The sequence below is a fragment of the Variovorax sp. N23 genome, from assembly GCF_025486315.1.
In the GTDB taxonomy this organism is placed as follows: Bacteria; Pseudomonadota; Gammaproteobacteria; order Burkholderiales; family Burkholderiaceae_C; genus Variovorax.
Map to the genome: position 1 here is coordinate 1 of NZ_JAOOPY010000023.1, position 26,192 is coordinate 26,192.

The 26,192-nt window shown below is 69.2% G+C and carries 29 protein-coding genes; 11 read left to right on the forward strand and 18 right to left on the reverse strand.

From position 1 onward, the window contains the following. Positions 1–87 precede the first annotated feature (87 nt). Genes N8A90_RS24065 through N8A90_RS24085 form a run of 5 tightly spaced genes read right to left on the reverse strand, consistent with a single transcriptional unit; the run spans position 88 to position 4,330 of the window. Positions 88–693: an SCO family protein gene (locus N8A90_RS24065; protein ID WP_262077785.1), complete on the reverse strand. Its 606-nt coding sequence runs from the start codon at positions 691–693 to the stop codon at positions 88–90. Between the two features lie 16 nt (positions 694–709). After that, positions 710–1,624, reverse strand: a complete 915-nt coding sequence (cyoE, locus tag N8A90_RS24070) for a heme o synthase (protein ID WP_262077786.1) — start codon at positions 1,622–1,624, stop codon at positions 710–712. Next, positions 1,621–2,823 (reverse strand): COX15/CtaA family protein, encoded by a 1,203-nt coding sequence (locus N8A90_RS24075; protein WP_262077787.1) that lies wholly within the window; start codon positions 2,821–2,823, stop codon positions 1,621–1,623. The genes cyoE and N8A90_RS24075 overlap by 4 nt, the downstream gene beginning before the upstream one ends. A 6-nt stretch (positions 2,824–2,829) precedes the next feature. After that, the gene (locus N8A90_RS24080) at positions 2,830–3,552 is read right to left on the reverse strand and encodes an SCO family protein (RefSeq protein WP_262077788.1); all 723 of its coding nucleotides are present in this window, start codon (positions 3,550–3,552) and stop codon (positions 2,830–2,832) included. Further along, a complete protein-coding gene (locus N8A90_RS24085) occupies positions 3,497–4,330 on the reverse strand; it encodes an SURF1 family protein (RefSeq protein ID WP_410087742.1) in 834 nt (277 codons plus the stop codon). The genes N8A90_RS24080 and N8A90_RS24085 overlap by 56 nt, the downstream gene beginning before the upstream one ends. Positions 4,331–4,366: 36 nt before the next feature. Between N8A90_RS24085 and N8A90_RS24090 the strand changes: the two genes are divergently transcribed. Continuing rightward, positions 4,367–4,588, forward strand: coding sequence for a twin transmembrane helix small protein (locus N8A90_RS24090; protein WP_262077790.1), 222 nt, complete (start codon positions 4,367–4,369; stop codon positions 4,586–4,588). Positions 4,589–4,665: 77 nt separating this feature from the next. On the opposite strand, the gene N8A90_RS24095 is transcribed toward N8A90_RS24090, so the two are convergent. From N8A90_RS24095 to N8A90_RS24130, 8 genes are all read right to left on the reverse strand, one after another. Next, the gene (locus N8A90_RS24095; protein WP_262077792.1) at positions 4,666–5,547 is read right to left on the reverse strand and encodes a cytochrome c oxidase subunit 3; all 882 of its coding nucleotides are present in this window, start codon (positions 5,545–5,547) and stop codon (positions 4,666–4,668) included. A gap of 54 nt (positions 5,548–5,601) precedes the next feature. Further along, positions 5,602–5,826, reverse strand: coding sequence for a DUF2970 domain-containing protein (locus N8A90_RS24100; protein WP_262077793.1), 225 nt, complete (start codon positions 5,824–5,826; stop codon positions 5,602–5,604). Beyond that, the gene (locus N8A90_RS24105) at positions 5,826–6,449 is read right to left on the reverse strand and encodes a cytochrome c oxidase assembly protein (RefSeq protein WP_262077795.1); all 624 of its coding nucleotides are present in this window, start codon (positions 6,447–6,449) and stop codon (positions 5,826–5,828) included. The genes N8A90_RS24100 and N8A90_RS24105 overlap by 1 nt, the downstream gene beginning before the upstream one ends. A gap of 12 nt (positions 6,450–6,461) precedes the next feature. Beyond that, a complete protein-coding gene (locus N8A90_RS24110) occupies positions 6,462–6,572 on the reverse strand; it encodes a cytochrome oxidase small assembly protein (protein ID WP_262077797.1) in 111 nt (36 codons plus the stop codon). A gap of 22 nt (positions 6,573–6,594) precedes the next feature. Further along, positions 6,595–8,235, reverse strand: a complete 1,641-nt coding sequence (gene ctaD, locus N8A90_RS24115) for a cytochrome c oxidase subunit I (protein ID WP_262077799.1) — start codon at positions 8,233–8,235, stop codon at positions 6,595–6,597. Positions 8,236–8,281: 46 nt separating this feature from the next. Continuing rightward, positions 8,282–9,463, reverse strand: coding sequence for a cytochrome c oxidase subunit II (gene coxB, locus N8A90_RS24120; protein ID WP_262077800.1), 1,182 nt, complete (start codon positions 9,461–9,463; stop codon positions 8,282–8,284). A gap of 63 nt (positions 9,464–9,526) precedes the next feature. Next, positions 9,527–10,003 (reverse strand): DUF2244 domain-containing protein, encoded by a 477-nt coding sequence (locus N8A90_RS24125; protein ID WP_262077801.1) that lies wholly within the window; start codon positions 10,001–10,003, stop codon positions 9,527–9,529. Between the two features lie 139 nt (positions 10,004–10,142). Further along, positions 10,143–11,057: a class I SAM-dependent methyltransferase gene (locus N8A90_RS24130; protein WP_262077802.1), complete on the reverse strand. Its 915-nt coding sequence runs from the start codon at positions 11,055–11,057 to the stop codon at positions 10,143–10,145. Positions 11,058–11,080: 23 nt separating this feature from the next. On the opposite strand from N8A90_RS24130, the gene N8A90_RS24135 reads away from it, so the two are divergent. Continuing rightward, positions 11,081–11,815 (forward strand): ComF family protein, encoded by a 735-nt coding sequence (locus tag N8A90_RS24135; RefSeq protein WP_262077803.1) that lies wholly within the window; start codon positions 11,081–11,083, stop codon positions 11,813–11,815. A 13-nt stretch (positions 11,816–11,828) separates the two neighbouring features. After that, positions 11,829–12,296, forward strand: coding sequence for a tRNA (cytidine(34)-2'-O)-methyltransferase (locus tag N8A90_RS24140; RefSeq protein WP_262077804.1), 468 nt, complete (start codon positions 11,829–11,831; stop codon positions 12,294–12,296). Between the two features lie 10 nt (positions 12,297–12,306). Here N8A90_RS24140 and N8A90_RS24145 read toward each other — a convergent pair whose 3' ends face one another. Beyond that, positions 12,307–12,765, reverse strand: a complete 459-nt coding sequence (locus tag N8A90_RS24145) for a MaoC family dehydratase (protein WP_262077805.1) — start codon at positions 12,763–12,765, stop codon at positions 12,307–12,309. Between the two features lie 96 nt (positions 12,766–12,861). Between N8A90_RS24145 and N8A90_RS24150 the strand changes: the two genes are divergently transcribed. Then, a complete protein-coding gene (locus N8A90_RS24150) occupies positions 12,862–13,512 on the forward strand; it encodes an NAD(P)H-dependent oxidoreductase (protein ID WP_262077806.1) in 651 nt (216 codons plus the stop codon). Position 13,513: 1 nt separating this feature from the next. Continuing rightward, positions 13,514–15,343 (forward strand): glutathione-regulated potassium-efflux system protein KefC, encoded by a 1,830-nt coding sequence (kefC, locus tag N8A90_RS24155; RefSeq protein ID WP_262077808.1) that lies wholly within the window; start codon positions 13,514–13,516, stop codon positions 15,341–15,343. A 15-nt stretch (positions 15,344–15,358) separates the two neighbouring features. Here the strand turns inward: kefC and N8A90_RS24160 are convergent, their stop codons facing one another. Next, on the reverse strand, positions 15,359–16,222 hold the full coding sequence (locus tag N8A90_RS24160) for an amidohydrolase family protein (RefSeq protein ID WP_262077810.1): 864 nt from the start codon (positions 16,220–16,222) through the stop codon (positions 15,359–15,361). A gap of 102 nt (positions 16,223–16,324) precedes the next feature. On the opposite strand from N8A90_RS24160, the gene N8A90_RS24165 reads away from it, so the two are divergent. The 6 genes from N8A90_RS24165 to N8A90_RS24190 all read left to right on the forward strand — a co-directional run bounded on the left by N8A90_RS24165 (position 16,325) and on the right by N8A90_RS24190 (position 23,192). Then, positions 16,325–17,098 (forward strand): crotonase/enoyl-CoA hydratase family protein, encoded by a 774-nt coding sequence (locus tag N8A90_RS24165; RefSeq protein WP_262077811.1) that lies wholly within the window; start codon positions 16,325–16,327, stop codon positions 17,096–17,098. A 28-nt stretch (positions 17,099–17,126) separates the two neighbouring features. Further along, positions 17,127–19,025: a feruloyl-CoA synthase gene (locus tag N8A90_RS24170; protein ID WP_262077812.1), complete on the forward strand. Its 1,899-nt coding sequence runs from the start codon at positions 17,127–17,129 to the stop codon at positions 19,023–19,025. Between the two features lie 31 nt (positions 19,026–19,056). Then, positions 19,057–19,830, forward strand: a complete 774-nt coding sequence (locus N8A90_RS24175) for an SDR family NAD(P)-dependent oxidoreductase (RefSeq protein WP_262077814.1) — start codon at positions 19,057–19,059, stop codon at positions 19,828–19,830. 73 nt (positions 19,831–19,903) lie between these two features. Beyond that, positions 19,904–20,893, forward strand: coding sequence for a tripartite tricarboxylate transporter substrate-binding protein (locus tag N8A90_RS24180; protein ID WP_262077816.1), 990 nt, complete (start codon positions 19,904–19,906; stop codon positions 20,891–20,893). 26 nt (positions 20,894–20,919) lie between these two features. Then, complete coding sequence (locus N8A90_RS24185) at positions 20,920–22,638, forward strand: acyl-CoA dehydrogenase family protein (RefSeq protein WP_262077817.1); 1,719 nt, start codon at positions 20,920–20,922, stop codon at positions 22,636–22,638. A 92-nt stretch (positions 22,639–22,730) separates the two neighbouring features. Beyond that, positions 22,731–23,192, forward strand: coding sequence for a MarR family winged helix-turn-helix transcriptional regulator (locus N8A90_RS24190; RefSeq protein WP_262077818.1), 462 nt, complete (start codon positions 22,731–22,733; stop codon positions 23,190–23,192). A gap of 245 nt (positions 23,193–23,437) precedes the next feature. Here N8A90_RS24190 and N8A90_RS24195 read toward each other — a convergent pair whose 3' ends face one another. The 3 genes from N8A90_RS24195 to N8A90_RS24205 all read right to left on the reverse strand — a co-directional run bounded on the left by N8A90_RS24195 (position 23,438) and on the right by N8A90_RS24205 (position 26,189). Then, entirely contained in the window at positions 23,438–24,199 is a 762-nt protein-coding gene (locus tag N8A90_RS24195; protein ID WP_262077819.1) for a sulfite exporter TauE/SafE family protein, read from the reverse strand. Between the two features lie 65 nt (positions 24,200–24,264). Beyond that, on the reverse strand, positions 24,265–25,275 hold the full coding sequence (locus N8A90_RS24200) for a Bug family tripartite tricarboxylate transporter substrate binding protein (protein WP_262077820.1): 1,011 nt from the start codon (positions 25,273–25,275) through the stop codon (positions 24,265–24,267). A 185-nt stretch (positions 25,276–25,460) separates the two neighbouring features. Beyond that, complete coding sequence (locus N8A90_RS24205) at positions 25,461–26,189, reverse strand: SDR family NAD(P)-dependent oxidoreductase (RefSeq protein ID WP_262077821.1); 729 nt, start codon at positions 26,187–26,189, stop codon at positions 25,461–25,463. Positions 26,190–26,192 lie beyond the last annotated feature (3 nt).

Genomic DNA, 26,192 nt, shown 5'->3' on the forward strand with positions numbered 1-26,192 from the left:
CGGGCGTCCTTGGCCGGGTAGCTCCGGCAGTGTTCCTATCGTCCTGAGGTGTCAACGCTATTCAGGACGGGTCACGCGCCGATTGGCTCAGCCCTGCTTGATGAGCGCCTGCACATCGGCCACCATCGGCGCCACGCCGGCGCCGTAGCGCGCATAGAGGCGCAGGCGGCCCTGCGTGTCGTAGATGTAGCTGGCGGCCGAGTGGTCCATCGAGTAGCTGGTGGGTGTCTTGCCGTCGACCTTCTTGTAGTAGGCCTTGTAGTCCTTGGCCATGGCCGCGAGCTGCGCCTGCGTGGGGATGAGTGCGACGAAGGCCGGGTCGAAGGCGCCCATGTAGGCCTTCATGACCTCGGGCGTGTCGCGCTCCGGGTCGACGGTGACGAACAGCACCTGCAGCTTGTCGCCATCGGGGCCGAGCTGCTGCTTGACCTGCGCCATCTCGGTCATGGTCGTGGGGCACACGTCGGGGCACTGGGCGTAGCCGAAGAACAGCACCACGACCTTGCCCTTGAAGTCGGCCAGCGTGCGCTCCTTGCCGTCGGCGTCCTTCAGGGCGAAGTTCTTGGCGTAGTCGGCACCGGTCATGTCGACGGCATTGAAGCTGGGCTTGGGGTCGGAGCAGGCCGTCAGGCCCGCCCATGCGGCCAATGCCACAGACAGGCCGGCCAGTCGGAGGAAATAGCGCTTGTTCATGCTGCGTCCGTCGAGGTCAGTAGAGGTAGTGATCGACCAGCAGGGCTGCGAACAGCACGCTGAGGTGGATCAGGGAGAAGCGGAAGGTCTTGCGCGCCAGCGCGTCGGAATAGTGGCGCCACAGCGCGAAGGCGTAGCCGCTGAAGCCGATGCTCACCGCGACCGCCACCGCCAGGTACAGCCAGCCGCTCATGCCGTAGATGAAGGGCATCAGGCAGGCGGCGAACAGGATGAAGGTGTAGAGCAGCACCTGCAGCCGCGTGAATTCGTTGCCGTGCGTCACGGGCAGCATCGGCAGGCCGGCCTTGCGGTAGTCCTCGACGCGGTAGAGCGCCAGCGCCCAGAAGTGCGGCGGCGTCCACAGGAAGATGATCAGGAAGAGGATCAGCGCCTCGGGGCCGACATCCCCCGTCATCGCCGCCCAGCCGAGCACTGGCGGCATCGCGCCCGAGGCGCCGCCGATCACGATGTTCTGCGGCGTGAGCGGCTTCAGGATGACGGTGTAGACCACCGCGTAGCCGACGAAGGTGGCGAAGGTGAGCCACATGGTCAGCGGGTTGACCGTGAACCACAGCAACGCCGAGCCGGCAGCGCAGAGCACCGCCGAGAAGATGAGCGCCTGACGGTCGCTCAGCTGGCCGCGCGCCGTCGGGCGCCAGGCGGTGCGCTTCATCTTGGCGTCGATGCCCTTCTCGACCAGGCAGTTGAAGGCGGCGGCGGCGCCGGCCACCAGCCAGATGCCGATGCAGCCGAGCAGCCCGCGCTGCACCTCGGGCCAGCCCGGCACGCCGGGGACGGCCAGCACCATGCCGATCAGCGCGCAGAAGACGATGAGCTGCACCACGCGCGGCTTGGTGAGCGCATAGAACTGGCGCAGCACGCTGGCGGTGCTGGCGCTCGCGGGTGAGGTGGCGGGAAGCGGTCGGCTCATGCGGCCCCCATCCTGCCCGAAGCGGTGCCGGGTGCGCGCACGGCGGCTTCGCGGGCGGCGCGGCGGCTCTCGCACAGCGTCCAGGTCAGCACCACCGCCAGCGCGGCGGCGCCGCCGGTGTGCAGCACGGCCGCGGCCAGCGGCCAGCCGAGCAGCACGTTGCCCAGCCCGGTCGCAAGCTGGAGCAATGCCAGACCTGCCAGCCAGCGTGCCTGCGCACGCAGCGACGGGATGCGGCGCAGGCGCCAGGCAAGCACGCCGAGCGCGACGAACACGGCGTAGGCCATCAGCCGGTGGACGTAGTGGATGGCGGTGAGCGCGGCGAACTCGATCGGCGTGCCGCCGGTATCCACGCCGAGCTCGCGCCAGATCTGGAAACCCTGGCTGAAGTTCATCTGCGGCCACCAGCTGCCCTGGCAGGTCGGGAACTGCGTGCAGGCCAACACCGCGTAGTTGGTGCTGACCCAGCCACCCAGGGCGATCTGCAGCACCAGCAGCGCGGTCGTAGCGACGAGCAGCGTGCGCAGCGGCGATGCGATCGCCACCGGGCCGCGCGCCGCGGCCGACTGCCGGTAGCGCACGGCCTGGATGCACAGCAGCGCCAGCAGCACGACGGCGCCGAGCAGGTGCAGCGTGACGATGGCCGGGAACAGCTTGAGCGTGACGGTGAGCGCACCGAACGCGCCCTGCAGGCACACCCACACCAGCGTGGCCGCGGGCCACCAGGCGCTCAGCGCGGCCGGATCGCCCGCAGCTGGCGAACGCCCCGGCAGCTTGCGCTGACGGCGCCGCACGACCCAGGTTGCGACCGCCAGGCTGAGGATGAGCACGCCGACACCGGTCGCGAGGTAGCGGTGCACCATCTCGACCCAGGCCTTGCCGTGCGTGACCGGGCCGGACGGCTGCGCCGACTGCGCCATCGCGATCTCGTGGCGTGCGCCGACCGGGCTGGCGTTGCCGTAGCAGCCCGGCCAGTCGGGGCAGCCCAGGCCGGAATCGGTGAGCCGGGTGAAGGCGCCGAACAGCGTGAGGTCGAAGGTGAGGAACAGCGTGAGCACGGTCAGCGCATGCAGGCGGCGCGCCGGCCCGGCGCCGGCATCGCGGCGCCACACCCACACGAGCGGCCCAAGCGCGATCAGCACGCCCATGGCCATGAGCCACGCGACGGGGGTGAGGTCGTAGAGGGACTGGCTTTGCATGGCGTGCTAGCGGCCCGGTTCGTCCCAGGAGGCGGAGGCGCGCAGCAACCGGTCGAGGTCGCGCTTGGCGCGGCCGGCGCCTTCGGTGTCCATGCGCGCCGGGAAACGCATCATCCAGTTGCCCAGCGGATCGACCACGTAGAAATGCTCGGCCAGGGTGTGGCCGGCGGCAGGTGCGAGCCACTGGGCGAGCTCGGCCGCGGGCACGCGCAGCACGGTGGCACCGCGCAGGCCGTTGTCCAGGCGCGGCGGCACCGGGGCGTCGTCGCTCACCAGCCAGACGCGGTCGAGGCGGTCCTTCTCGCGGCCCAGGCTTTCACGCAGCTGGCGCTGCAGGTACAGCTGCCGCTCGCACAGCGCGTCGCAGGCGGCATCGGCCACCGTCACCAGCAGCCACTGACCCTTGAGCGCGCGCAGCGTGGTCGGCGTGCCGTCGCGTGCGGTCGCGCTCGTGGCCGGCAGCGGCCGCTGCGGATCGATCAGCTCGCCGTAGACGCGCCTGCCTTCCGGTCGGATCACGTAGTAGGTGAAGTACGAGGCGATGACCGGTGCGGCGCAGCACAGCATCACGGCGATCATCTTCCAGCGGCCGACCATCGTGCGGCGGCCTTCGCTGCCGTCGAGCGCCTGCTTGGGCGACGGCATCGAATGGACGGTCAGGCCCAGCGGCTCGTCAGCGTTCGCCACGGCGGGCCCTGCGCCAGGGTGCGATGAGTTGGAACCAGACATAGAGGATGACGACGAGGGCCGCGAGGCCGAACCACTGGAATGCATAGCCATAGTGCCTTTCGACACCCAGCGCGGGCGCCGGCCAGTCGCGCTGCAGGCCTTCGGAGGCCGCGCCGATCTGCTGGAGCGTGAGGTCGGTGCGCAAGGGCAGACGGGTTTCGCTGCGGAACGCTTCGAGGTCGAGATTCTGCCGGATGGGAGAAGACCCCACGACAGGCTGCTGCGCCTCGCCGGCCGGCCCCCCTTCGGCGGCAGGGGCGGAGGCAGAAGCCGGGGCGGCGGGCTTGCCGAGTTCCAGCAGGTGCGCCGGCGGCGTGGCAACGCGCGCCGTCAGCTCGACCAGGCCGGCCGGGGTCTCGATCGGCACCAGCTGGGCGCGGTCGTTGAAATTGCGCTGGACCCAGCCGCGCTGGACCATCACCGTCTGCTCGCTGCCTTCGAGCGCGAAAGGCGTCAGCACGTAGAAGCCCGGCACGCCGCGCATCTGGCGGTTGTCGAGGTACACGGTCTGGGCGGCGAGCCAGAGCCCGCGCAGGTGCACCGGGCGGTGCAGCGCGTCGGCCGGCTTGTCGATCGCGAGGAAGGCCTCCTGGTCGAGCGCCGGGCGCTGCTGCTGGGCCTCGATCTCGGCTTGCAGCGCTTCCTTCTGGGCGGCCCGCGACAGCTGCCAGCGCCCGAGCGACACGGTCGCCGAGAGCGTGAGCAGCGCGGCCAGCGTGACGATCCAGAAGCGCCCGCGGCGGCGCGGCGGCCGCTCAGCCAATGAGGTTTCCCGCATCACGTCGGCATGCGCCTGCGGCCGATAATGGGCTTCATGAAATACATCCTCGCCCTGGCGTTCGCGGGCATCCTGGCCAGCCTGGGCTGGGCGCTGTTCTTCATGCTCAAGGACGGGCGCGACGGCCGCGCCAAGAGCGGCGGCATGGTGCGCGCGCTCACCGTTCGGATCGGCCTGTCGGTGCTTTTGTTCCTGTGCGTGCTGCTCGCGTGGAAACTGGGCTACATCCAGCCCGGCGGGCTGCCCGTCGGCAAGTAGGTCGTGCTCGTTCCAGGTCCACGAACGCCATGAAAAAAGCGCCTTGCGGCGCTTTTTTGTTGTGCCGGGTTCTTCGCTCAAAGCCAGTAGACCAGGAAGTACAAACCGAGCCACACCACGTCGACGAAGTGCCAGTACCAGGCCGCGCCTTCGAAGCCGAAGTGACGCTCCGGTGTGAAGTGGCCCTTCTGCAGGCGCAGCGTGATGAACAGCAGCATCAGCATGCCGATGAACACGTGCAGCCCGTGGAAGCCGGTCAACATGAAGAAGGTCGAGCCATAGGCGCCCGAGCTGAGCTTGAGGTTCAGCTCGGTGTAGAGGTGGTAGTACTCGTAGCCTTGCACGCACAGGAAGACGATGCCCAGCACCACGGTGAGCCACATGAAGCGGATGCACTGGGCCCGGTGGTCGGCCCGCAGCGCGTGGTGCGCGATGGTCAGCGTCACGCCCGAGCTCAGCAGCAGCGCGGTGTTGATGGTCGGCAGCCAGAACGGGCCGACGGTCTGGAAGGGCTCGACGATGCCGGCCGGCGAACCGGTCACCCCGGCGGCGACGCTGGGCCACACGGCCTTGAAGTCGGGCCACAGCAGCGCGTTGTCCAGGCTGCCCAGGGACGGCAGTGCGTGGGTGCGCGTCCACCACAGGGCCGTGAAGAAGGCGCCGAAGAACATCACCTCCGAGAAGATGAACCAGCTCATGCTCCAGCGGTAGGACAGGTCGATTCGGTGGCTGTACTGGCCGCTCTCGCTCTCGCCGATGGCGTCGCGGAACCACTGGAAGAGCACGCCCCACCACCACAGCAGACCGAAGGCCAGCGCGTAGGCGCCCCACTGGTGGTCGTTGATCCACTGCCCCGCCCCCAGGATCACGAAGAACAGGCCGATGGCCGCCATGATCGGATGGCGTGACGGCCCGGGCACGAAGTAGTAGGGCGTGGTGCCGTGGGTGGTTGAACTCATATCAGCTCCTGGCTTTTCTCTCGTTGTCGTTTCTTGGGGGCAATGGCGTGAGGGTCAGGCGGCGACGACGTACTTCACCAGCAGGATGAGCGCGCCGACGAAGCAGGCGACCGCGACCAAGCCGACGATCACGATGTGCAGCGGCGTCAGCTTGGCGATGTCTTCCTGGTAGTCGCTGTTCTTGCGGACGCCGAAGAAGCCCCAGGCCACCGCCCGGATGGTCCGCAGCAGCGAACTCTTGCGGGGCTGTTCGGGCGTCTCCGGCATATCGGCGGCCATCAGGAACGCGGCTCCGCAACCAGAGGGACGGCCGACGCCGTCGGCGCCGCCGGCGTCTTGCCGCCCACCTCGAAGAAGGTGTACGACAGCGTGATCGTCTTCACGTCCCTGGAAATCTTGGGGTCGATCACGAAGGCGACCGGCCACTGTTTCTTCTCGCCCGCATCCAGGGTGTACTGGTTGAAGCAGAAGCACTCGAGCTTGTTGAAGTACGGCGCCGCCTGCTGCGGCGCATAACTCGGGATGGCCTGCGCCGCCATCCGGCGGTTCTGCACGTTCTGGAATTCGTACATCACCGTGTTGAGCTGGCCGGGATGCACCTGCATCGAACGCTGCGCCGGCTTGAAGTCCCACAGGCCGCGCACGTTGGCGTCGAACTCGACCGTGATGGTGCGGCTCATGTCGACCTGCGTGTTGTCGGGCACGCGCACGTTCTTGCCGCCCGACGCGCCACCCGGCACCTCGAGCTCGGACAGCGCGAGGATGTTGATGCCCGTCATCTCGCAGATGGCGCGGTACAGCGGCACCAGCGCATAGCCGAACGCGAACATGCCGGCGGCCACCACGGCCAGCTTGCCGACCATGCGGACGTTCTCGCGGCGGATGCGTTGGCCGATGCCCATGCGGTGCGCCCTTCAGTGGCCCAGCCAGACCATGCGGACGATGAAACCGATGAAGAACAGCACCGCGATGGAGGCCAGCGTGAGCCCCATGCGTCGGTTGTTCCTCTTCTGTTCCGGCGTCATCGCAGTTCCAGCGTGCGGCCGGTCAACCGATCACCTTGGTGGCGGTCGGGTCGAGGCGCGGCGGCGTCTCGAAGGTGTGGAACGGCGCCGGCGACGGCACTTCCCATTCGAGGCCCTCGGCCGCTTCCCAGGGCTTGGCCGCCGCGGGCTCGCCCTGGCCGCGCATGGCGGGCAGCACGACGAAGAAGAAGAAATAGACCTGTGCCAGGCCGAAGGCGAAGGCGCCGACCGAGGCCACCGCGTTGAAGTCGGCGAACTGCATCGGGTAGTCGGCGTAGCGGCGCGGCATACCGGCCAGCCCCAGGAAGTGCATCGGGAAGAAGGTGATGTTGAAGGAGATCAGCGACCACCAGAAGTGGATCTTGCCGCGCGTCTCGTTGTACATCACGCCGGTCCACTTCGGGCACCAGTAGTAGAAGCCGGCGAACATCGCATAGAGCGAACCGGCCACCAGCACGTAGTGGAAGTGGGCCACCACGTAGTAGGTGTCCTGCAGCTGGATGTCGATGGGCGCCACGGCCAGGATCAGGCCGGTGAAGCCGCCCATGGTGAACACGAAGATGAAGCCGACGGCGAACAGCATCGGCGTCTCGAAGGTCATGGAGCCCTGCCACATCGTCGCGACCCAGTTGAAGATCTTCACGGCCGTGGGCACGGCGATCAGCATCGTGGCGTACATGAAGAAGAGCTGGCCCGTCACCGGCATGCCGGTGGTGAACATGTGGTGCGCCCAGACGATGAAGCTCAGGATGGCGATCGACGAGGTGGCGTACACCATCGAGGCATAGCCGAAGAGCTTCTTGCGGGCGAAGGCCGGCACGATCTGGCTGATGATGCCGAAGGCCGGCAGGATCATGATGTAGACCTCGGGGTGGCCGAAGAACCAGAAGATGTGCTGGTACATCACCGGGTCGCCGCCGCCGGCGGGGTTGAAGAAGCTGGTGCCGAAGTGGCGATCGGTCAGCGTCATCGTGATGGCACCGGCGAGCACCGGCATCACGGCGATCAGCAGGTAGGCGGTGATGAGCCAGGTCCAGCAGAACATCGGCATCTTCATCAGCGTCATGCCGGGGGCGCGCATGTTGAGGATGGTCACGATGATGTTGATCGAGCCCATGATCGAGCTGGCGCCCAGGATGTGCATCGCGAAGATGCCGGCGTCCATCGAGGGGCCCATCTGCAGCGTCAGCGGCGCATAGAGCGTCCAGCCGGCCGCCGGTGCGCCGCCGGGCATGAAGAACGAGGCGACCAGCATGATGGCCGCGGGGATCATCAGCCAGAAGCTGAAGTTGTTCATCCGCGCGAAGGCCATGTCGGACGCGCCGATCTGCAGCGGGATCATCCAGTTCGCGAAGCCCACGAAGGCCGGCATGATCGCGCCGAACACCATGATCAGCCCGTGCATGGTGGTGAACTGGTTGAACAGTTCGGGGTTCACCAGTTGCAGGCCCGGCTGGAACAGCTCGGCGCGGATCAGCAGCGCGAGCACCCCGCCCACCATCAGCATGGTGAACGAGAACAGCAGGTACAGCGTGCCGATGTCCTTGTGGTTGGTCGCGAACAGCCAGCGGCGCCAGCCGGTGGGCGCCCCGTGATGGTCGTCGTGCGCGTGGCCATTCTGGTCCGGGGAGGCGTGACCGTGGGGGTCGAGGACTGCACTCATGTCGATGTTCCTTGCAATTGCTTCGTCGCGGGGCCTGCGGCCTCTTTTACAGCTTGGCCCGTTCGGCCTTGACCTCGGCCGGCTGCACCAGCTGGCCGGTCTTGTTCGACCAGCTGTTCTTGGTGAAGCTGGCCACGGCGGCGAGGTCGGTGTCGCTCAGCTGTTTCCAGGATGGCATCGCACCATTGTTCTGGCCTTTGAGGAGCACGTCGATCTGGACCGTGTGGTCCGCGTCGAGCACCTTGGCCGAGCCGTCGAGCGGCTTGATCGGGCCGGCGCCCTTGCCGTTGGCCTGGTGGCAGGCGGCGCAGTTGGCGGCGTAGACCTTCTCGCCGCGGGCCAGGATCTCGGGCAGTGCCCAGACCTTGTTCGGATCGTCCTGCTTGGCGGCGGCTTCCTTGCGCTTGGTGTCGACCCAGGCCGTGTAGTCGGTGGCCGAGACCACCTTCACGTGGATCGGCATGTAGGCGTGTTCCTTGCCGCACAGTTCCTGGCACTGGCCGTAGTAGTCGCCCACTTTCTCGGCACGGAACCAGGTGTCGCGCACGAAGCCGGGAATCGCGTCCTGCTTGATGCCGAATTGCGGCACGGCGAAGGCATGGATCACGTCGTTGGCCGTCGTGATGACGCGGATCTTCTTGTCGACCGGCACCACGAGCGGGTTGTCGACCTTGAAGAGGTAGTCGACGGGAATCTCACCCTTGGCGCCCGAGTCGGACATGGCGCGGTGCGAGCTGTCGAGCGTCGAGATGAAGCCCAGGCCCTCACCCTCGCCCTTGAGGTAGTCGTAGCCCCACTTCCACTGGTAGCCGGTGGCCTTGACGGTGAGGTCGGCATTGGTGGTGTCCTTCTGGGCGACCAGCACCTTGGTGGCCGGCAGCGCCATCAGGATGACGATGAGGAAGGGCACGATGGTCCAGACGACCTCGACCACCACCGACTCATGGAAGTTGGCCGCCTTGTGGCCGACCGACTTGCGGTGCTTCCAGATCGAATAGAACATGACCGCGAACACGGCGATGAAGATCACGGTGCACAGGATCATCATGACCGTGTGCAGGAAGTGCTGCTCCTGGGCGATCTTGGTCACGCCGACGGGCATGTTGAGCTGACGCACCATCGGGCCGCCCGGCAGATCCTGGACGGCATGGGCCATGCCGCTGAAGGCTGTGCCGGCTGCCAGCAACACCTGTGCGGGCTTGAACTTCGTGCGCCAATTGCTCTTCATCGTGTTTACTTCTTCTTCAATGTCCGTTGAACCCAGCGGTCTGCCTCGCTGGCCGCGTGCCACTCAGGCGCCACGCAATGCCATCCGAATCTCGCGTGCCAGCGCCGCCCGCAATTCGGGGCGCACATAGCGCCCCACCTTGACCGACCGACCCTGTCCCGACACCTCGATCAGCGACCGGTCGCTGGCCTGAGGTTCGATCCGCACCTGGTGCGGCAAGAATTCCGTGCGCTCGCAGTGCCCGCCGTTTTCCAGTTCGACCACCAGCCGTCCGCCCTGCAAGGCGATCCGCTCTCCGTCGGTCGCATGCCTGGCGTACAGCACGAAGGCGAAGCCGACCGCCACGAGCTCGATCCAGGCAAAGGGCAGCACCAGCGGTGCGCCATGCAGCCAGAACACCGTGCCGACGCCGAGCGAGATCACGCACAGCGACGCGTAGAGCCACCCCAACTGGCTCGGCGTGACCGAGCAGTTGCGCTTCAGGAACCAGTGGATGCTCTGGCCTGACACGGTGGCAAAACGAAACACGAAATTCGACACGGACGAGTTCGGCAGATCGGTTCATCGACACACGCCGAACCCGATCCATCAGGGTCCGACAGGTGCCGATCGCGGGAAAAGCCCCGGGAGTTCACGCAGCGGCGGATTGTAGCGGTTCGCTTGCAGACATTGACCTGGATCAAGGTCGCCCACGTTGCAGCATTTCGCGCATCTGGCGCAGCGAAACGGCGCTCTCACCGGACAGCGCGACCCGCGGCGGCGGCTTGAAGGCATGGCCGTAGATGATCTCGAAGGTCATCGAGATCCGTGCTTCGCCGCCCGCCTCGACCGGCGTGGCCGAGGCCGCCAGCGCCGCGCGCAGTTCGCCCTGCCAGTGCCGCCCTCGCAGGCCGGGGAAGCGCCCCGGGTGCAGGTTGCGCCCGAGGCCGCGCAGTTCGGCCAGTGCGGCCTCGGGCGTGGCCCAGGTCAGCACGATGCGCTCCATGTCCATGATCGGCTCGGCAAAACCGGCGCCCACCAGCATGTCGCCCCAGTCGTGCATGTCGGTGAACTGGTGGCAGGCCGGCGGCCAGCCCAGGCGCGCGTACAGCGCGCGCAGTTCGGTGAGGGTGTCCGGTCCGAGACAGGAGAACATCAGGAAGCCGTCCGTGGCCAGGTGCCGGTGCCAGGTCGCGATCAGCGCCTGCGGATCCGCCGCCATGTGCAGGGCCATGTTGGCCCAGAGCAGGTCGACGCCCTCCTCCGGCGGCGCGTCGAAGCGCGCGCGGGCGCCCTGCCAGCGCCGCGCGCTCCACCAGGGCGCGCCGAGCGCGTCGGCCGTGGGCGCGGCGAGCGCATCGGACGGCTCGATCACGTAGGGCACCGCCTGGCCGTAGCGTCGCGCGACCAGCGCATGGGCTTCCTGCCCGCCGCGCAGCGGCGACCAGTCGGCCCACCGCTTCGGCCGGGCCGTGATCCACTGCAGCCGGTCTTCCATGCGCCGCCCGACCTCCTCGTGCAGCCAGGGCGACGCGGCGCCGGGCGGCAGGCCGGCCCAGCGCGCGGCGGCCGGTGGATCGATGGTCGGCGGGCGCTGGACAGGATCGTTGGACATGGGGAAGCTCAGTATATTGAGCCATGCGCATCGGGCCGGCCACACGGCTTTTCTCGTCCCTCCTCGACCGCCTGCCCAGCCAGTGCGCGGTCTGCCGCGCCTGGCCTTCGCAGCCGGTGTGCGACGCCTGCGTGGCGCGCTTCGCCCCGCCCACGCCGCGCTGCACGACCTGCGCCCTGCCCGTGCCGGCCGGCGTGGCGCGCTGCGGCGCGTGCGTGCGCCACCCGCCGCCGCTCGACGCCTGCCTGGCCGCCTGCACCTATGCCTGGCCCTGGCCCGGCCCGATCGGCGAGTTCAAGTTCCAGGGCCACGCCGGCTGGGCGGCGCCCTTCGCGACGCTGATGCGCAGCATGCCGTGGGCCGAGCCCGCCGTGGAGCGCGCCGACCTCGTGCTGCCGATGCCGCTGTCGACCGCGCGGCTGCGCGAGCGCGGCTTCAACCAGGCGCTCGAACTGGCGCGCCGGCTGGCGCCGGCCAAGACCGATGCCACGCTGCTGCTGCGCACGCGCGACACGCCCGCCCAGAGCGGCCTCGGGCGCGCCGAGCGGCTGCGCAACCTGCGCGGCGCCTTCGCGCTCGAGCCGCTGCGCGCGACGGCGGTGCGCGGCCGGCACGTCCTGCTGGTCGACGACGTCATGACCAGCGGCGCGTCGGTCTTCACCGCCGCCCAGGTGCTCAAGACGGCCGGCGCCGCGCGCGTCACCGCGCTGGTGCTGGCCCGCACCGATCCGCCGCACGAGGGGCACGGCGCACATTAGCGAGAATCGGCCGATGTTCCACATCGTCCTGGTCGAGCCCGAGATCCCCCCGAACACCGGCAACGTGATCCGCCTGGCGGCCAACACCGGCTGCACGCTGCACCTGGTCGAGCCGCTGGGCTTCTCGATGGACGACAAGCTGCTGCGCCGCGCCGGCCTGGACTACCACGAGTACGCCGAGGTGCGCCGCCACGCCAGTTGGGCCGCACTGCTCGAGACCGAGGCGCCGGCAGCCGATCGGATGTTCGCCCTCACGACGCGCGGCAGCCGACCGGTGCACGACGTGGCCTTCGCGCCGGGCGACTGGCTGGTCTTCGGCTCGGAAACCCGCGGCCTCGCGCCCGAGCTGCGCGAGCGCTTCGACCCGCCGCAGCGCCTGCGCCTGCCGATGCGCGAGGGCCAGCGCAGCCTCAACCTGTCGAACGCCGTCGCGGTGACGGTGTTCGAGGCCTGGCGCCAGAACGGTTTCGCTCAGTGCTAGTCGGCAGGCGTCAGCGGTAGCGCCGCACCACCGACTCGGCCACGCACGCCGGCTTGGTCGCGCCTTCGAGCTCGATGGTGGTTTCCCAGACCATCTGCAGGCCGTCGCCCTCGATCGGCTCGGCCGACAGCAGCTTCATGCGCCCGCGCAGCCGGCTGCCCACCGGCACCGGCGCCATGAAACGCACCCGGTTGAGCCCGTAGTTCACGCCCATGCGCGACTCGACCACGTCGAACGCGTTCTCGTAGAACTTCGGCAGCAGCGACAGCGTGAGAAAGCCGTGCGCGATCGGCGCGCCGAACGGCCCCGCCTTGGCGCGCGCCACGTCGACGTGGATCCACTGGTGGTCGCCCGTGGCCTCGGCGAACTGGTTCACCTGCGCCTGGGTGATATCGATCCAGTCGCTGACCGCGACTTCCTGGCCGACGCAGGCGGCCAGATCCTGAAGGGTCTGAAAGGTCTTTTTCATGCGGCGGACTGTACGACGCAGCCGTGGCCGGGCGGTGTCCGCGCCGGGACATGCACGGGCAGCGCACGTTCGCCCGCGCTGCGCTATGTTCGCGGGATGACGACGACAACACACACGGGAACCGAGGGACGGCGCATCTACCTCGTCGCCGCCCATCCGCACTGGCGCGAGTCGCGGGTGAACCGCCGCCTGCTCGCGGCCGCGCGGGAGGTCGACGGGGTCGAGGTGAACGACCTCTATGCAAGCTACTCCGACTACGCCATCGATGCCGACGCCGAGCGCGAGCGCCTGGCGCGCGCCGACCTGCTGGTGCTGATGCATCCGATCCAGTGGTATTCGATGCCGCCGCTTCAGAAGCTCTGGCTCGACGACGTGCTGCGCTACGGCTGGGCCTACGGCACCGGCGGCACCGCGCTCCATGGCAAAGATATGTGGCTGGCGGCTACCACCGGCGGCCCCGAGGCCAGCTACCACCCCGCGAGCTACAACCGCTATTTCTTCGACGCCTTCCTGCCGCCTTACGAACAGACCGCCGTGCTGTGCGGCATGCGCTTCCTGCCGCCGCTGATCCTGCACGGCGCCCGCAGCGCGAGCGCCTCGGCCATCGACGCGCACGTCGACACCTTCGCGCAGCGCCTTGCCAGCTACCCGGACTGGCCCGAGATCGACGAGCTCGGCGCCTGCCCGACCTGCAGCGTGCCCGCCGAAGACCGACCGGCGCCGGTCCTCGAAGGCGAGGTCACCTGACATGGGCCACGCTCCCGCCTGGCTCACCAGCAGCCTGATCTACCTGGGCGCCGCCGTGCTGGTGGTGCCGCTGTCCAAGGCGCTCGGCCTCGGCGCCATCATCGGCTACCTCGCAGCCGGCATCGCCATCGGCCCGTGGGGCCTGGGGCTGGTGTCGAGCGTCGAAGAGGTGCTGCACTTCGCCGAGTTCGGCGTGGTGCTGATGCTCTTCCTGGTCGGCCTCGAGCTCGAACCCGCACGCCTGTGGAACCTGCGACGGCCGATCTTCGGCTGGGGCACGGCGCAGGTCGTGGCCTGCGCCGCGGTGCTGTTCACCGTGGGCACCCTCGCTGGTGCGAGCTGGCGCGTGGCGCTGGTCGCTGCCCTCGGGCTGGCGCTGTCGTCCACCGCCATCGCGCTGCAGGTCTTCGGCGAACGCAACCTGCTGCGCACGGCCAGCGGGCAGGCCGGCTTCTCGATCCTGCTGTTCCAGGACGTGGCGGCGATCCCGATCCTCGCGCTGCTGCCGCTCCTGGCCATGGGCGATGCGCAGGCGTCGATCAGCAGCGCGCAGCGCGCCTTCGAGGCGGCCAAGATCGTCGGCGTGATCGCCGGCATCGTGCTGGGCGGCCGGCTGTTGCTGCGCCCGCTGCTGCGCTGGATCGCGCGCAGCAACACGCCCGAGATCTTCACCGCGACCGCCCTGCTGCTGGTGGTGGCGATCGCGGCGCTGATGCAGCTGGTCGGCCTGTCGATGGCGCTCGGCGCCTTCCTCGCCGGCGTGCTGCTGGCCGAGAGCGAGTACCGGCGCGAGCTCGAGACCGACATCGAGCCCTTCAAGGGCCTGCTGCTCGGCCTCTTCTTCATCGCAGTCGGCATGAGCATCGACTTCGGCGTGCTGATGGCGCAGCCCGGCCTGATGGCGCTCGTCGTGGCCGGCTTCCTGGCGCTGAAGCTCGTCGTCATCTACGCCCTGGCCAAGGTGATGGAGGTGCCCTACCAGCAGCGCCCGGTGTTCACGCTGCTGCTGGCACAGGGCGGCGAGTTCGCCTTCGTGGTGTTCCAGGCGGCCGGGCCGAACGTGCTGCCGCCTGGCGTCGCGTCCTTCCTCATCGGCGCGGTCGCGCTGTCGATGCTGATCTCGCCGCTGCTGCTGGTGATGATCGACAAGTTCCTGCTGCCGCGCTACAGCCGGTCGAGCGCGCCGGCGATGGAAGAGATTTCCGAGCAGCAGGAGCCGAAGGTGCTGATCTGCGGCTTCGGCCGCTACGGGCAGATCATCGGCCGCCTGGTCAGCGCGCAGGGCATCCCGGTCACGGTGCTCGACCACGACCCCGACACCGTCGCCGGCCTGCGCGAATTCGGCTTCCGCGTGTTCTACGGCGACGCGACCCGGCTCGACGTGTTGCGCACCGCCGGCGCGGCGACCGCGCTCGCCGTGGTCGTGGCGGTCGACGACGTGGAGCAGTCGCTCGAGATCGTCGATGTGGTGCGCGAACACTTCCCGCAGGCGCGGCTGGTGGGGCGGGCACGCAACGTCAGCCACCTCTACCAGCTGCAGGACCGCAAGGTGGAATTCATCGAGCGCGAGCTGTTCGAGTCGTCGCTGCGCAGTGCCCGCTCGGTGCTCGAGGTGCTGGGCTGGCCGGCCCACGAGGCACGCGAATCGGCCATGCGCTTCCGCCAGCGGAACCTCAAGCTCACGGCCGACGGCTACCCGCACTACAAGGACCGCGCCAAGTTCATCGCCGTCGCGAAGGAAGGCCGCCAGCAGTTCGCCGAGCAGATGGCGCGGGAACGCGAGGAGCGGCAGAAGCGCGTGCGCGGAGACTGGGATCGCGCCGACGACTGAGAACGTGCAGCTTGGCTACTTCAGGCCCAGCAGCCGGACCGCGTTGTCCTTCAGGATGCCGGGCATCACCTCGGGCTTGAAGCCGGCCTCGAGGAAGTCCTTCATCCAGCGGTCGGGCGTGATGAGCGGGTAGTCGCTGCCGAACAGGATGCGGTCCTTGAGCAGCGTGTTGGCGTACTGCACGAGCTGCTTGGGGAAGTACTTCGGGCTCCAGCCCGACAGGTCGATCCAGACGTTGGGCTTGTGCGTGGCCACCGACAGCGCCTCGTCCTGCCAGGGGAAGCTGGGGTGCGCCATGATGATCTGCATGTCGGGGAAGTCGATGGCGACGTCGTCCAGGTGCATCGGGTTGCTGTACTCCAGCCGCAGCCCGCCGCCGCAGCGCATGCCCGAGCCGATGCCGCTGTGGCCGGTGTGGAAGATGGCTGGCAGCTTGTGCTCGGCGAGCACCTCGTAGAGCGGCCAGGCCATCTTGTCGTAGGGGTGGTAGCCCTGCACCGTCGGGTGGAACTTGAAGCCGCGCACGCCGTGCTCCTCGATCAGGCGCCGCACCTCGCGTGCGCCCATCTTGCCCTTGTGCGGGTCGACGCTGCCGAACGCGATCATCACGTCGGGGTTCTTCTGCGCGGCCTCGGCGATCTCCTCGTTGGGGATGCGGCGGCGGCCGAGGTTGCTCTCGGCATCGACGCCGAACATCACGAAGCCGATCTTGCGTTCGCGGTAGTAGTCGATGCTCTCCTGGATGGTCGGGCGCTTGCTGGTGCGGAAGTACTTGTCGGCCGCGCGATCGTATTCCTCGCCGTAGTTGTCGAAGGGGTTCCAGCAGCTCACTTCGGCGTGCGTGTGGGTGTCGATGGCGACGAGATTGGCGATGTCCATACTGTGTCTCCGGTTCGGGTAAACACCGACCGCTGGCGGGCGAACGGCGGTTGAATTGGTTATTTTTCATAACCATAATCGATGCAACTCGAGAACGCAATCATGACGAACACAGACCTTTGCATCGATCTCCAGGGCGACATCGCCATCGTCCGCCTGACGCGCCCCGCCAAGCGCAACGCGCTGAACGACGGGCTCATCCTGGCGCTGCGCGACGCCTTCCAGAACCTGCCGGCCACGGTGCGCGCCGCCGTGATCGACGGCGAAGGCCCGCACTTCTGCGCCGGCCTCGACCTGTCGGAGCTGAGCGAGCGCGACGCGGGTGCCGGCCTGCGCCATTCGCGCATGTGGCACGACGCGCTCGAGAGCATCCAGCACGGTCCGGTGCCGGTGGTGGCAGCGCTGCATGGCGCGGTGGTCGGCGGCGGGCTCGAGCTGGCCAGCGCCTGCCACATCCGCGTGGCCGATGCGAGCACCTTCTACGCCCTGCCCGAAGGCAGCCGCGGCATCTTCGTGGGCGGTGGCGGCTCGGTGCGCATCCCGCGCCTGATCGGCGTGGCCCGCATGACGGACATGATGATGACGGGACGGGTCTACAACGCCGAGGACGGCGAGCGCGTCGGCTTCGCGCAGTACCTGGTGTCCGAAGGCGCCGCGCTGGACAAGGCGGTGGAGCTCGCCCAGCGCATCGCCACCAACGCGCCGCTCACCAACTACGCACTGATGCACGCGCTGCCGCGCATCGCCGACCAGCCGGCCGACCACGGCTACTTCACCGAAGCGCTCATGGCCGGCATCGCCCAGGACGCGCCCGAGGCCAAGGCCCGGGTCAAGGCCTTCCTCGAAGGCAAAGCCGCCAAGGTCGCCAAGGGCTGAGCCCACCTCACCACCGCAGGAGAAAAACATGCTGGAGACAACCGCCATGCCGACCACGGCAGCCGCCGGTGTTGGCGCACCCCGCTATCGGCCGCTCGCGTTCGGCATCACCCGCGGGGTGCTGCGCGAAGGCGAAGGCGGCGTGCAGTACCTGCAGGCCGACCAGCCGCTCGGCGCCTATGCCCACCGCATGACCGAGCGCCTGGTGCACTGGGCCGCCGTGGCGCCCGATCGCACCTTCATCGCGCGCCGGGCGCGCAACGCCGACGGCAGCACCGGTGACTGGGTGCGCATCAGCTACCGCGAGGCGCTGCACAAGGCGCGCGCCATCGGCCAGGCGCTGCTGCAGCGCGACCTCTCCCCCGAGCGGCCGGTGGCACTGCTGAGCGAGAACAGCCTGGAGCACGCCATGCTGGCGCTCGGCTGCCTCTACGTCGGCATCCCCTACTGCCCGGTGTCGCCGCCCTACTCGCTGGTCAGCAAGGACTTCGAGAAGCTGCGCCATGTGATGGCGACGCTGACGCCCGGCCTGGTGTTCGCGACCGACACCCGCTATGCCGCAGCCATCGCCGCCGCCGTGCCGCCGGACACCGAGGTGGTGCTGGCCGGCGGCAGCCTCGAAGGCCGCACGGTGACGCCGCTGAGCGCGCTGATGGCGACTGAGCCGACGTCGGCGGTCGAGGCCGCCCTGCACGCGACGCACCCCGGCACGATCACCAAGTTCCTCTTCACCTCCGGCTCCACCAAGAACCCGAAGGCCGTCATCAACACGCACCGGATGTGGTGCGCCAACCAGGCGCAGCTGCGCGCGTCGATTCCGGCGCTGGGCGAGGAGCCACCGGTGCTGGTCGACTGGCTGCCCTGGAACCACACCTTCGGCGGCAACCACAACGTCGGCATCGTGCTGGACAACGGCGGCACGCTCTATATCGACGACGGCCGGCCGACGCCCGCCGGCATCGCCGAGACGCTGCGCAACCTGCGCGAGATCGCCCCCACCGTCTACTTCAACGTGCCCACCGGCTTCGAGTACATCGCCCAGGCGATGGCCGAGGACGCGGCCCTGCGCAAGACGCTGCTGTCGCGCTGCCGGCTGTTCTTCTACGCCGGCGCCGCCCTGCCGCAGGCGCTGTGGGACGAGCTGCACCGCATCCAGGAGGCCGAGCTGGGCGAGCGGCTGGTGATCGGCACCGGGCTGGGCATGACGGAGTCCGGCCCCTTCGGCCTGTACATCACCCGGCCCGAAGTGCGCACCGGCGACCTGGGGCTGCCGGCCGCCGGCATGGAGATCAAGCTGGTGCCGGTGGACGGCAAGACCGAGATCCGCTACCGCGGCCCCAACGTGACGCCGGGCTACTGGCGCCTGCCCGAAGCCACGCACGATGCCTTCGACGAGGAAGGCTTCTTCCGCACCGGCGACGCCGTGGCGTGGATCGACCCCGGCGACATCCACCTGGGCCTGCGCTTCGACGGCCGCATCGCGGAAGACTTCAAGCTCGCCACCGGCACCTTCGTGAGCGTCGGGCCGCTGCGCGCCAAGATCATCGCCTTCGGCGCGCCCTACGTGCAGGACGCGGTGCTCACCGGCATCAACCTGAAGGAAGTGGGTGCGCTGATCTTCCCTACGCAGGCGGTGCGCGAGCTCGCCGGGCTGCCGGCCGACGCGCCGATGCGCGCGGTGGTGGACAGTCCCGCCGTGCAGCTGCACTTCCAGAAGGTGATCGACCGCCTGGCGGCCGACGCCACCGGCAGCGCGAACCGCATCGCCCGCGCGGCGCTGGTGGCCGAGCCGCCATCGATCGACAAGGGCGAAGTCACCGACAAGGGCTCCATCAACCAGCGCGCCGTACTCCAGCACCGCGACGCGCAGGTGCAGGCGCTGCATGGCGACGCCCTGCCCTTCACCCTCAAGCCGCAGTGGCAGTGACCGCCCCCAACCCGACGAAGGAGACGAGACCATGAAGATCGACGGACAAGCCGCCCTGGTGACCGGTGGCGCCTCGGGCCTGGGCGAAGCCACGGCCCGCGAACTGGCCCGGCTGGGCGCGAAGGTGGCGGTGCTCGACCGCAACGTCGAACGCGCGCGGCAGGTGGCCGCCGACATCGGCGGCAGCGCCCATGCCTGCGACATCACCGACACCGCCAGCGTCGAGGCCGCGCTCGAGGCCGCTGCCGCTGCGCACGGGCCGGCCCGCATCCTGATGAACGTGGCGGGCATCGGCAGCGCCAAACGCATCGTCGGCAAGGACGGCAGCGCCGCGCCGCTGGAGGACTTCAGCAAGGTGATAACGGTCAACCTGATCGGCACCTACAACATGAGCCGGCTGTTCGCCGCGCGCTGCGCGAAGCTCGACGCGCTGGACGGCAAGGATGGCGAAGGGCGCGGCGTGATGATGTTCACCGCCTCGGTCGCGGCCTTCGACGGCCAGGTCGGCCAGCAGGCCTACAGCGCATCGAAGGGCGGCCTGGTCGGCATGACGCTGCCGATGGCGCGCGACCTGGCGCAGTACGGCATCCGCGTGTGCACCGTGGCGCCGGGCATCTTCGCCACGCCGCTGCTGCTCGAACTGCCCGAGCCGGTGCAGCAGTCGCTGGCGGCATCGATCCCCTTTCCGCCGCGGCTGGGCAAGCCGTCGGAGTTTGCGGAACTGGCCTGCCACATCGTGACCAACGGCCACCTCAACGGCGAGGTGATCCGCCTCGACGGCGCGCTGCGCATGGCGCCGCGCTGACGCTTCATCCCCGAAGAACAAAAGATCAGCTGCCGCCGAGCCGTTCAGCCCACGCATCCCAGGAGACAACACCATGCAACACCGCCGCCACTTCCTCCACACCCTCGGCAGCGCCGCCGCCCTCGGCGCGCTCGCGCCGCTCTCGGCCCTGGCCCAGGGCCTCGACCAGGTGAAGATCCTCTACGGCTTCCCGGCCGGCAGTGCCGGCGACAGCGTGGCCCGGCGCGTGGCCGAGAAGCTGGCCGGCACGGCCTACACGAAGAACCCCGGCGTGGTGGAGAACAAGCCGGGGGCAAGCGGCCGCATCGCGATCGAAACGCTCAAGGCCTCGCCGGCCGACGGCTCGGTGCTGGCGCTGGCACCGGTCTCGGCATTGGCCGTGTACCCGCACATCTACCCCAAGCTGAGCTACAAGCCGGAAGACGTGACCCAGGTCTCGATCGGCGCGGTGATGTTCCATGGCCTGGCCGTGGGCCCGGCGGTGCCGGCCGAGGTGAAGACGCTCAAGGACTTCCTGGCCTGGGCCAAGGCCAACCCGGACAAGGCCAACTACGGTTCGCCCGGCGCCGGCTCGATGCCGCACCTGCTGGGCGCGCTGCTCGGCCTGCGCGCCGGCGTGGCGCTGCGCCACGTGCCCTACCGCGGCACCGTGCCCAGCATCACCGACCTGGTCGGCGGCCAGATCGCCGCCGCGATGAATCCGAGCGGCGACTACCTGCAGTACATCAAGGCCGGCCGCGTGCGGGTGCTGGCCACCTCGGGCAGGCAGCGCTCGCCCTACCTGCCCGACGTGCCGACCTTCACCGAGCTGGGCTACCCCGACGTGACCTCGGAAGAGTGGTTCGGCTTCTATGCGCCGGCCCGCACGCCAGCGGCCACGCTGGCCAACGCCAACGCCGCCATCCACCAGGCGCTCAAGGACAAGGCGGTGATCGACTCGCTCGCGCTGGTCGGCCTGCTGGCGCATGCGAGCAGCCCCCAGGAGATGGCGGCCGACCAGAAGGCGGAGTTCGAGCGCTGGGCGCCGCTGGTCAAGCAGATCGGCTTCACCGCCGAATCCTGATCCCCTTCGCACCGACACCATCACCGATGACCTACCGCCCCCGCACCGAAGACGCTCGCTTCCTGCTCGAGGCCGTGCTGGACGCGCCGCGGCAGCTGGCCGCGCTGCCGCCCTTCGCCGACGTCGACGCCGAGCTGCAGGGCCAGGTGCTCGACCAGGCCGCGACCTTCGTGGCCGACATCGTCGCGCCGCTGCAGCGCACCGGCGACGAAGTCGGCTGCCGGCTCGAAGGCGGCGCGGTGCGCACGCCGCCCGGCTTCCCGGCGGCCTACCGCGCCTTCGTGGCCGGCGGCTGGCCCGGCCTCGCGGTGCCGGTCGAGGACGGCGGCCAGGGCCTGCCCGCGGTGCTGGAGGCGGTGCTGTACGAATGGCTGGCCGCCGCCAACCACGGCTTCACGATGGCGCCGGGCCTGCTGCACGGCGCCTTCGAATGCCTGCGCCACCATGGCAGCGAGGCGCTGAAGCAGCGCTACCTGCCGAAGATCGCGAACGGCGAATGGCTGGCCACCATGTGCCTGACCGAGGCGCACGCCGGCAGCGACCTGGGCCAGGTGCGCACCCGCGCCGAGCTGCAGGCCGACGGCAGCGTGCGCGTGGCCGGCACCAAGATCTTCATCTCCGGCGGCGAGCACGACCTGAGCGACAACATCGTGCACCTGGTGCTGTGCCGCCTGCCCGACGCGCCGGCCGGCCCCAAGGGGCTGTCGCTGGCACTGGTGCCCAAGCAGCTGGACGATGGGGCGCACAACGCGGTGCATTGCGAGCGCATCGAGGAGAAGATGGGCCTGCACGGCAGCCCGACCTGCGTCATGCGCTTCGACGGCGCCACCGGCTGGCTGGTGGGCGAGCCCGGCCGCGGGCTGGCCGCCATGTTCGTGATGATGAACGCCGCCCGGCTGCATGTGGCGCTGCAGGGCATCGGCCTGCTCGACGCCGCCTGGCAGAAGGCCGATGCCTATGCCCGCGAGCGACGCCAGATGCGGGCGCCCGGCGCCGCCGGCGTCGAACCCAGCCTGATCGTCGACCACCCCGCCATCGCGCGCGTGCTCGACACCCAGCGCGCCTGGATCGACGGCGCCCGCCTCATCGCCTACCGCACCGCGATGCAGCTGGACGTCGCCCGCCATGGCGCCGACGCCGCCACCCGGGCCGCCGCGCAGCAGTGGTGCAATCTGGTGACGCCGGTGCTCAAGGCCGCCTGCACGCAGCAGGCCTTCGACGGCGCCAGCGCCTGCCTGCAGGTCTTCGGCGGGCACGGCTACGTGCGCGAGTGGGGCATCGAGCAGATCGTGCGCGACGCGCGCGTGACCATGATCTACGAAGGCACCAACGAGATCCAGGCCATCGACCTGCTGGTGCGCAAGGTGCTGCCGGACGCCGGTGCCGGCCTGGCCGCGACGCTGCTCACGCTGCGCGACGAACTCGACGCCTCGCGCGAAGCCGACGCCGACGTGCAGCGCCGCCTGGCCCAGTTGCGCTACCTCAGCACCCAGCTCGCGATGGCCGCGCAGGCCCATCCGCGCCTGGCCTACGAAGTGGCCGACGACTACCTGCGGCTGGTGATGCTCGCGATGCTGGCCTGGGCCTGGGCGCGCATCGAGCAGGCACCCGGCGCGGACGACGGCCATGCCCGCGCGGCCGCGGCGTTCCGGCGCTGGGTGCTGCCGGAGTTCGAGATGCGCGCCGGCATCGTCAAGCGCGCCTGCGAAGAAACGATCGCGCGGCCGGCGGAAGCGATGCGCTAGGCTCGGGGCCGATGGCCACCGCACCTCGTCCTTCACCCCGCGCCCGCAAGACCCCCGCTTCTGCAGCCGCCCGGGCTTCCGCCGCTTCGTCCATGCCCGCCGCCGCACGCAACGGCACGTCCGGCGCCGAGGCCCTCGACACCCGGGTGCTCGAGGGGCTGGTCGGCTACAACACCCGCCGGGCCTACCTGGTGATCAGCGCCACCTTCGCCGAACGCATGGCGGTCTACGGCATGAAGCCGGTGGACTTCTCGGTGCTCTCGCTGCTGGCGCACAACCCCGGCGCCACCTCGCGCCAGCTGTGCGCCACGCTGGACATCCTGCCGCCCAACTTCGTCAACCTCGTCGCCGACATGGACCGGCGCGGGCTCATCGAGCGCCGGCCCCATCCGCACGACCGCCGCGCACTGGGCCTGCACCTCACGCCGGCCGGCCATCGCTTCGTGGCCCAGGCAGAGGAGGCGGTCATCCAGCTCGAGCAGGACGCCAGCGCGCGCCTCACCGAACGCGAACGCGACACGCTGATCCGCCTGCTGCAGAAGATCTACCTCTGAGATGAAACCCACCCCCGATGCGGCGCACTGCGTGTCGCCGCCCCGTGCGCCGGCCGGAGTCCGGCGCCCTTCGGGGCCGTCCAAGTCTGCGCAAGCAGACTTGGAGCCGCGGCCCTCAGCCCCTCAAGGGGGCGATACCAGCGGCCCGGCAAAGCCGGTTCCGCGGTATCCCGGCACTTGGCCGCGCCGGTTTCATCGGCTGCGGCTGACGCGCAGCGCTATGGGAAACTGAAACGCGCCGCCGCTCAGGGCGCGATGAAGCCGTCCCATACCAGCTTCAGGCCCGCGAGCAGCATGCCGAAGTAGATGAAGCGGTAGAACCACAGCGGGTCGATGCGCCGCGCGATGCGCACGCCGATCCACACGCCCAGCGGCGCGATCGGCAGCAGCATGAGCGAGGTCGCCATGTTGCGCAGGTCGATGAGGCCGAGCCACGCATACGGCACCCACTTGGCCAGGTTCACCACGAAGAACAGGTAGGCCACCGTGGCGGTGAAGGCCACGGGCGTGAGGCGCAGCGGAATCAGGTACGCATTGAGCGGCGGGCCGCCGGCATGCGCGATGAAGCTGGTGAAGCCCGAAAGCGCCGTCAGCACGGCGCCGGCCGCGCGCGGCGGCGGTGCATCGCCGGGCCGGGGCGGAAAGACCAGGCGCTGCGCCAGGAAGAGCAGCGTGAAGACGCCGACGATGCCGGACACCAGATGCGCCGACAGCACGCGGAACAGCAGCGCGCCCATCACCACGCCGACCAGGCTGCAGGGGATGAGGAAGGCCAGCAGGCGGCGGTCGAAATCCTTGCGGAAGGCCGCGATGCCCAGCAGGTCCATCAGCAGCAGCACCGGCATCAGGATGGCCGCGGCCTGCGGCACCGTGACGGCCAACGCCATCATGGGCACCGCCAGGGAGCCGAAGCCGGCGCCGAAGCCGCTCTTGCTGATGCCCAGCAGCAGCACGGCGGGGATAGCGACCGCGTAGAAGAACGGGTCGGTGATGACGGGGAAGGTCAAGGCTCGGTCTCTCGGACAAAGCCGGGGATTCTCCCCCGTCTGTTCACCCGGTCAGATCGGGAAGATCAGTCGGCGGTCGCGCCGGATTCCTTCACGACCTTGCCCCACTTGGCGGTCTCGGAAACGATGAAGGCGGCGAACTGCTCCGGCTTCTCGCCGGCGGCTTCGGCGCCCTGCTCGGCCAGCTTCTTCTTGACTTCCGGGTTGGCCAGCGCCTTGAGGATCGAGGCGTTGAGCTTGGCGATGACCGGCGCCGGCGTGCCGGCCGGGGCCAGCAGGCCGAACCACGACGTGGCTTCGTAGCCGGGCACGCCGGATTCGGCGATGGTCGGCACGTCGGGCAGGGCCGGCGAGCGCTTGGCGGTCGTCACGGCCAGGGCGCGCAGCTTGCCGCCCTTCACGTGGGCAATGGCCGAGGGCATGTTGTCGAACATGATGGAAATCTGGCCACCCAGCAGGTCGGACACGGCGGGCGCGCTGCCGCGGTACGGCACGTGCTGCATGTCGACGCCGGCCATCTGCTTGAACAGCTCGCCCGACAGGTGGATGGAGCTGCCGCTGCCCGACGAACCGAAGTTGATCTTGCCCGGGTTGGCCTTGGCGTAGGCGATCAGTTCCTTCACGTTCTTGTACGGCTGCGACGGGTTGGCCACCAGCAGGTTCGGCACCATCGCCACGCGCGACAGCGGTGCGAAGTCCTTGATCGGGTCGAAAGGCATCTTCTTGTAGAGCGCCTGGTTGATGGCGTGCGTGCCCACCGTGCCCATGAAGATCGTGTAGCCGTCGGCCGTGGCGCGCGCCGCGGCCTGGCCACCGATGTTGCCGCCGGCACCGGCGCGGTTGTCGATGACCACCGGCTGGCCGAGGTCGGTGCTCATGGACTGGCCGACGACGCGCGCCAGGATGTCGGTGGTACCACCGGCCGAGAACGGCACGATGATCGTGATGGGCTTGCTCGGGAATGCAGCCTGGGCGTGGGCGGCGAACGGCACCATCGACAGCGCGCCTGCGGCGGCGACGGTGGCGAGGGCGAAGGTGCGGCGCTTCAGCGCGGCAGCAGAGGAAATACGGGACATGGATAAGCCTTCCAGAAGTGGAACCAAAACAGGCGGAATCCCGCCTGGGGACGAAACGGACAGGGCCCCGACCTCTCTATCGGCAGGTTGCGAGAGAAGTTAAGGGTAAATCCCGATTAATTTCGAGAAACCCGCCCGCGGAGTGCGCAGGTGCGGGCGGGGCCCGGACCTGCAGCGAGATCGGTTCAGATCGGCGCGACGCCCAGCGTCGTACCGCCGCACACGTAGAGCACCTGTCCGGTGACGAAGCCGTTGTCGGGCGAGAGGAAGAACATCGTGGCGCGCGCCACGTCGTCGGCCGTGCCGAGCCGCTTGACGACGATGCTGTCGATGATGCGTTTCGTCTGCGGCGCGCCTTCGGGGTTGCTCTTGCGGAACAGCTCCGTCGCGATCGGGCCCGGCGCCACGGCATTCACGGTGATCTGGTCGCCGCCCAGTTCCATCGCCAGCGTGCGCGTGAGGCCGATCAGGCCGGCCTTGGTGGCGGAGTAGACGATGCGCTCGGGCTTGCCCAGCGCCGCGCGCGACGACACGTTCACGATGCGGCCGTGGCCCGAGGCGCGCAGCGCCGGCAGCGCGGCCTGGATCAGGATCATGCTGGCCTTGAAGTGCAGGCCCACGACGTAGTCCAGGTCGGCCATCGTCGCGGTGTCGATCGTGCCGGGGCGCGTGGCGCCGGCGTTGTTGACCAGCGCGGTGACGGCATAGGTCGAGGTGATCTGCTGCGCGATCGCCTGCGTTTCGGCTTCCTTCGTCAGGTCGGCCTGGAACGACACCAGGTTGGCGTGGCGCCAGTCCGGCTTGTTGTAGTCGAGGTTGACGACGGTGCGGCCTTGCGCCAGCAGCGCCTCGCAGGTGGCCCGGCCGATGCCGGAGCTGCCGCCCGTGACCAGGGCGACTTCTTGTGGACTCATAGA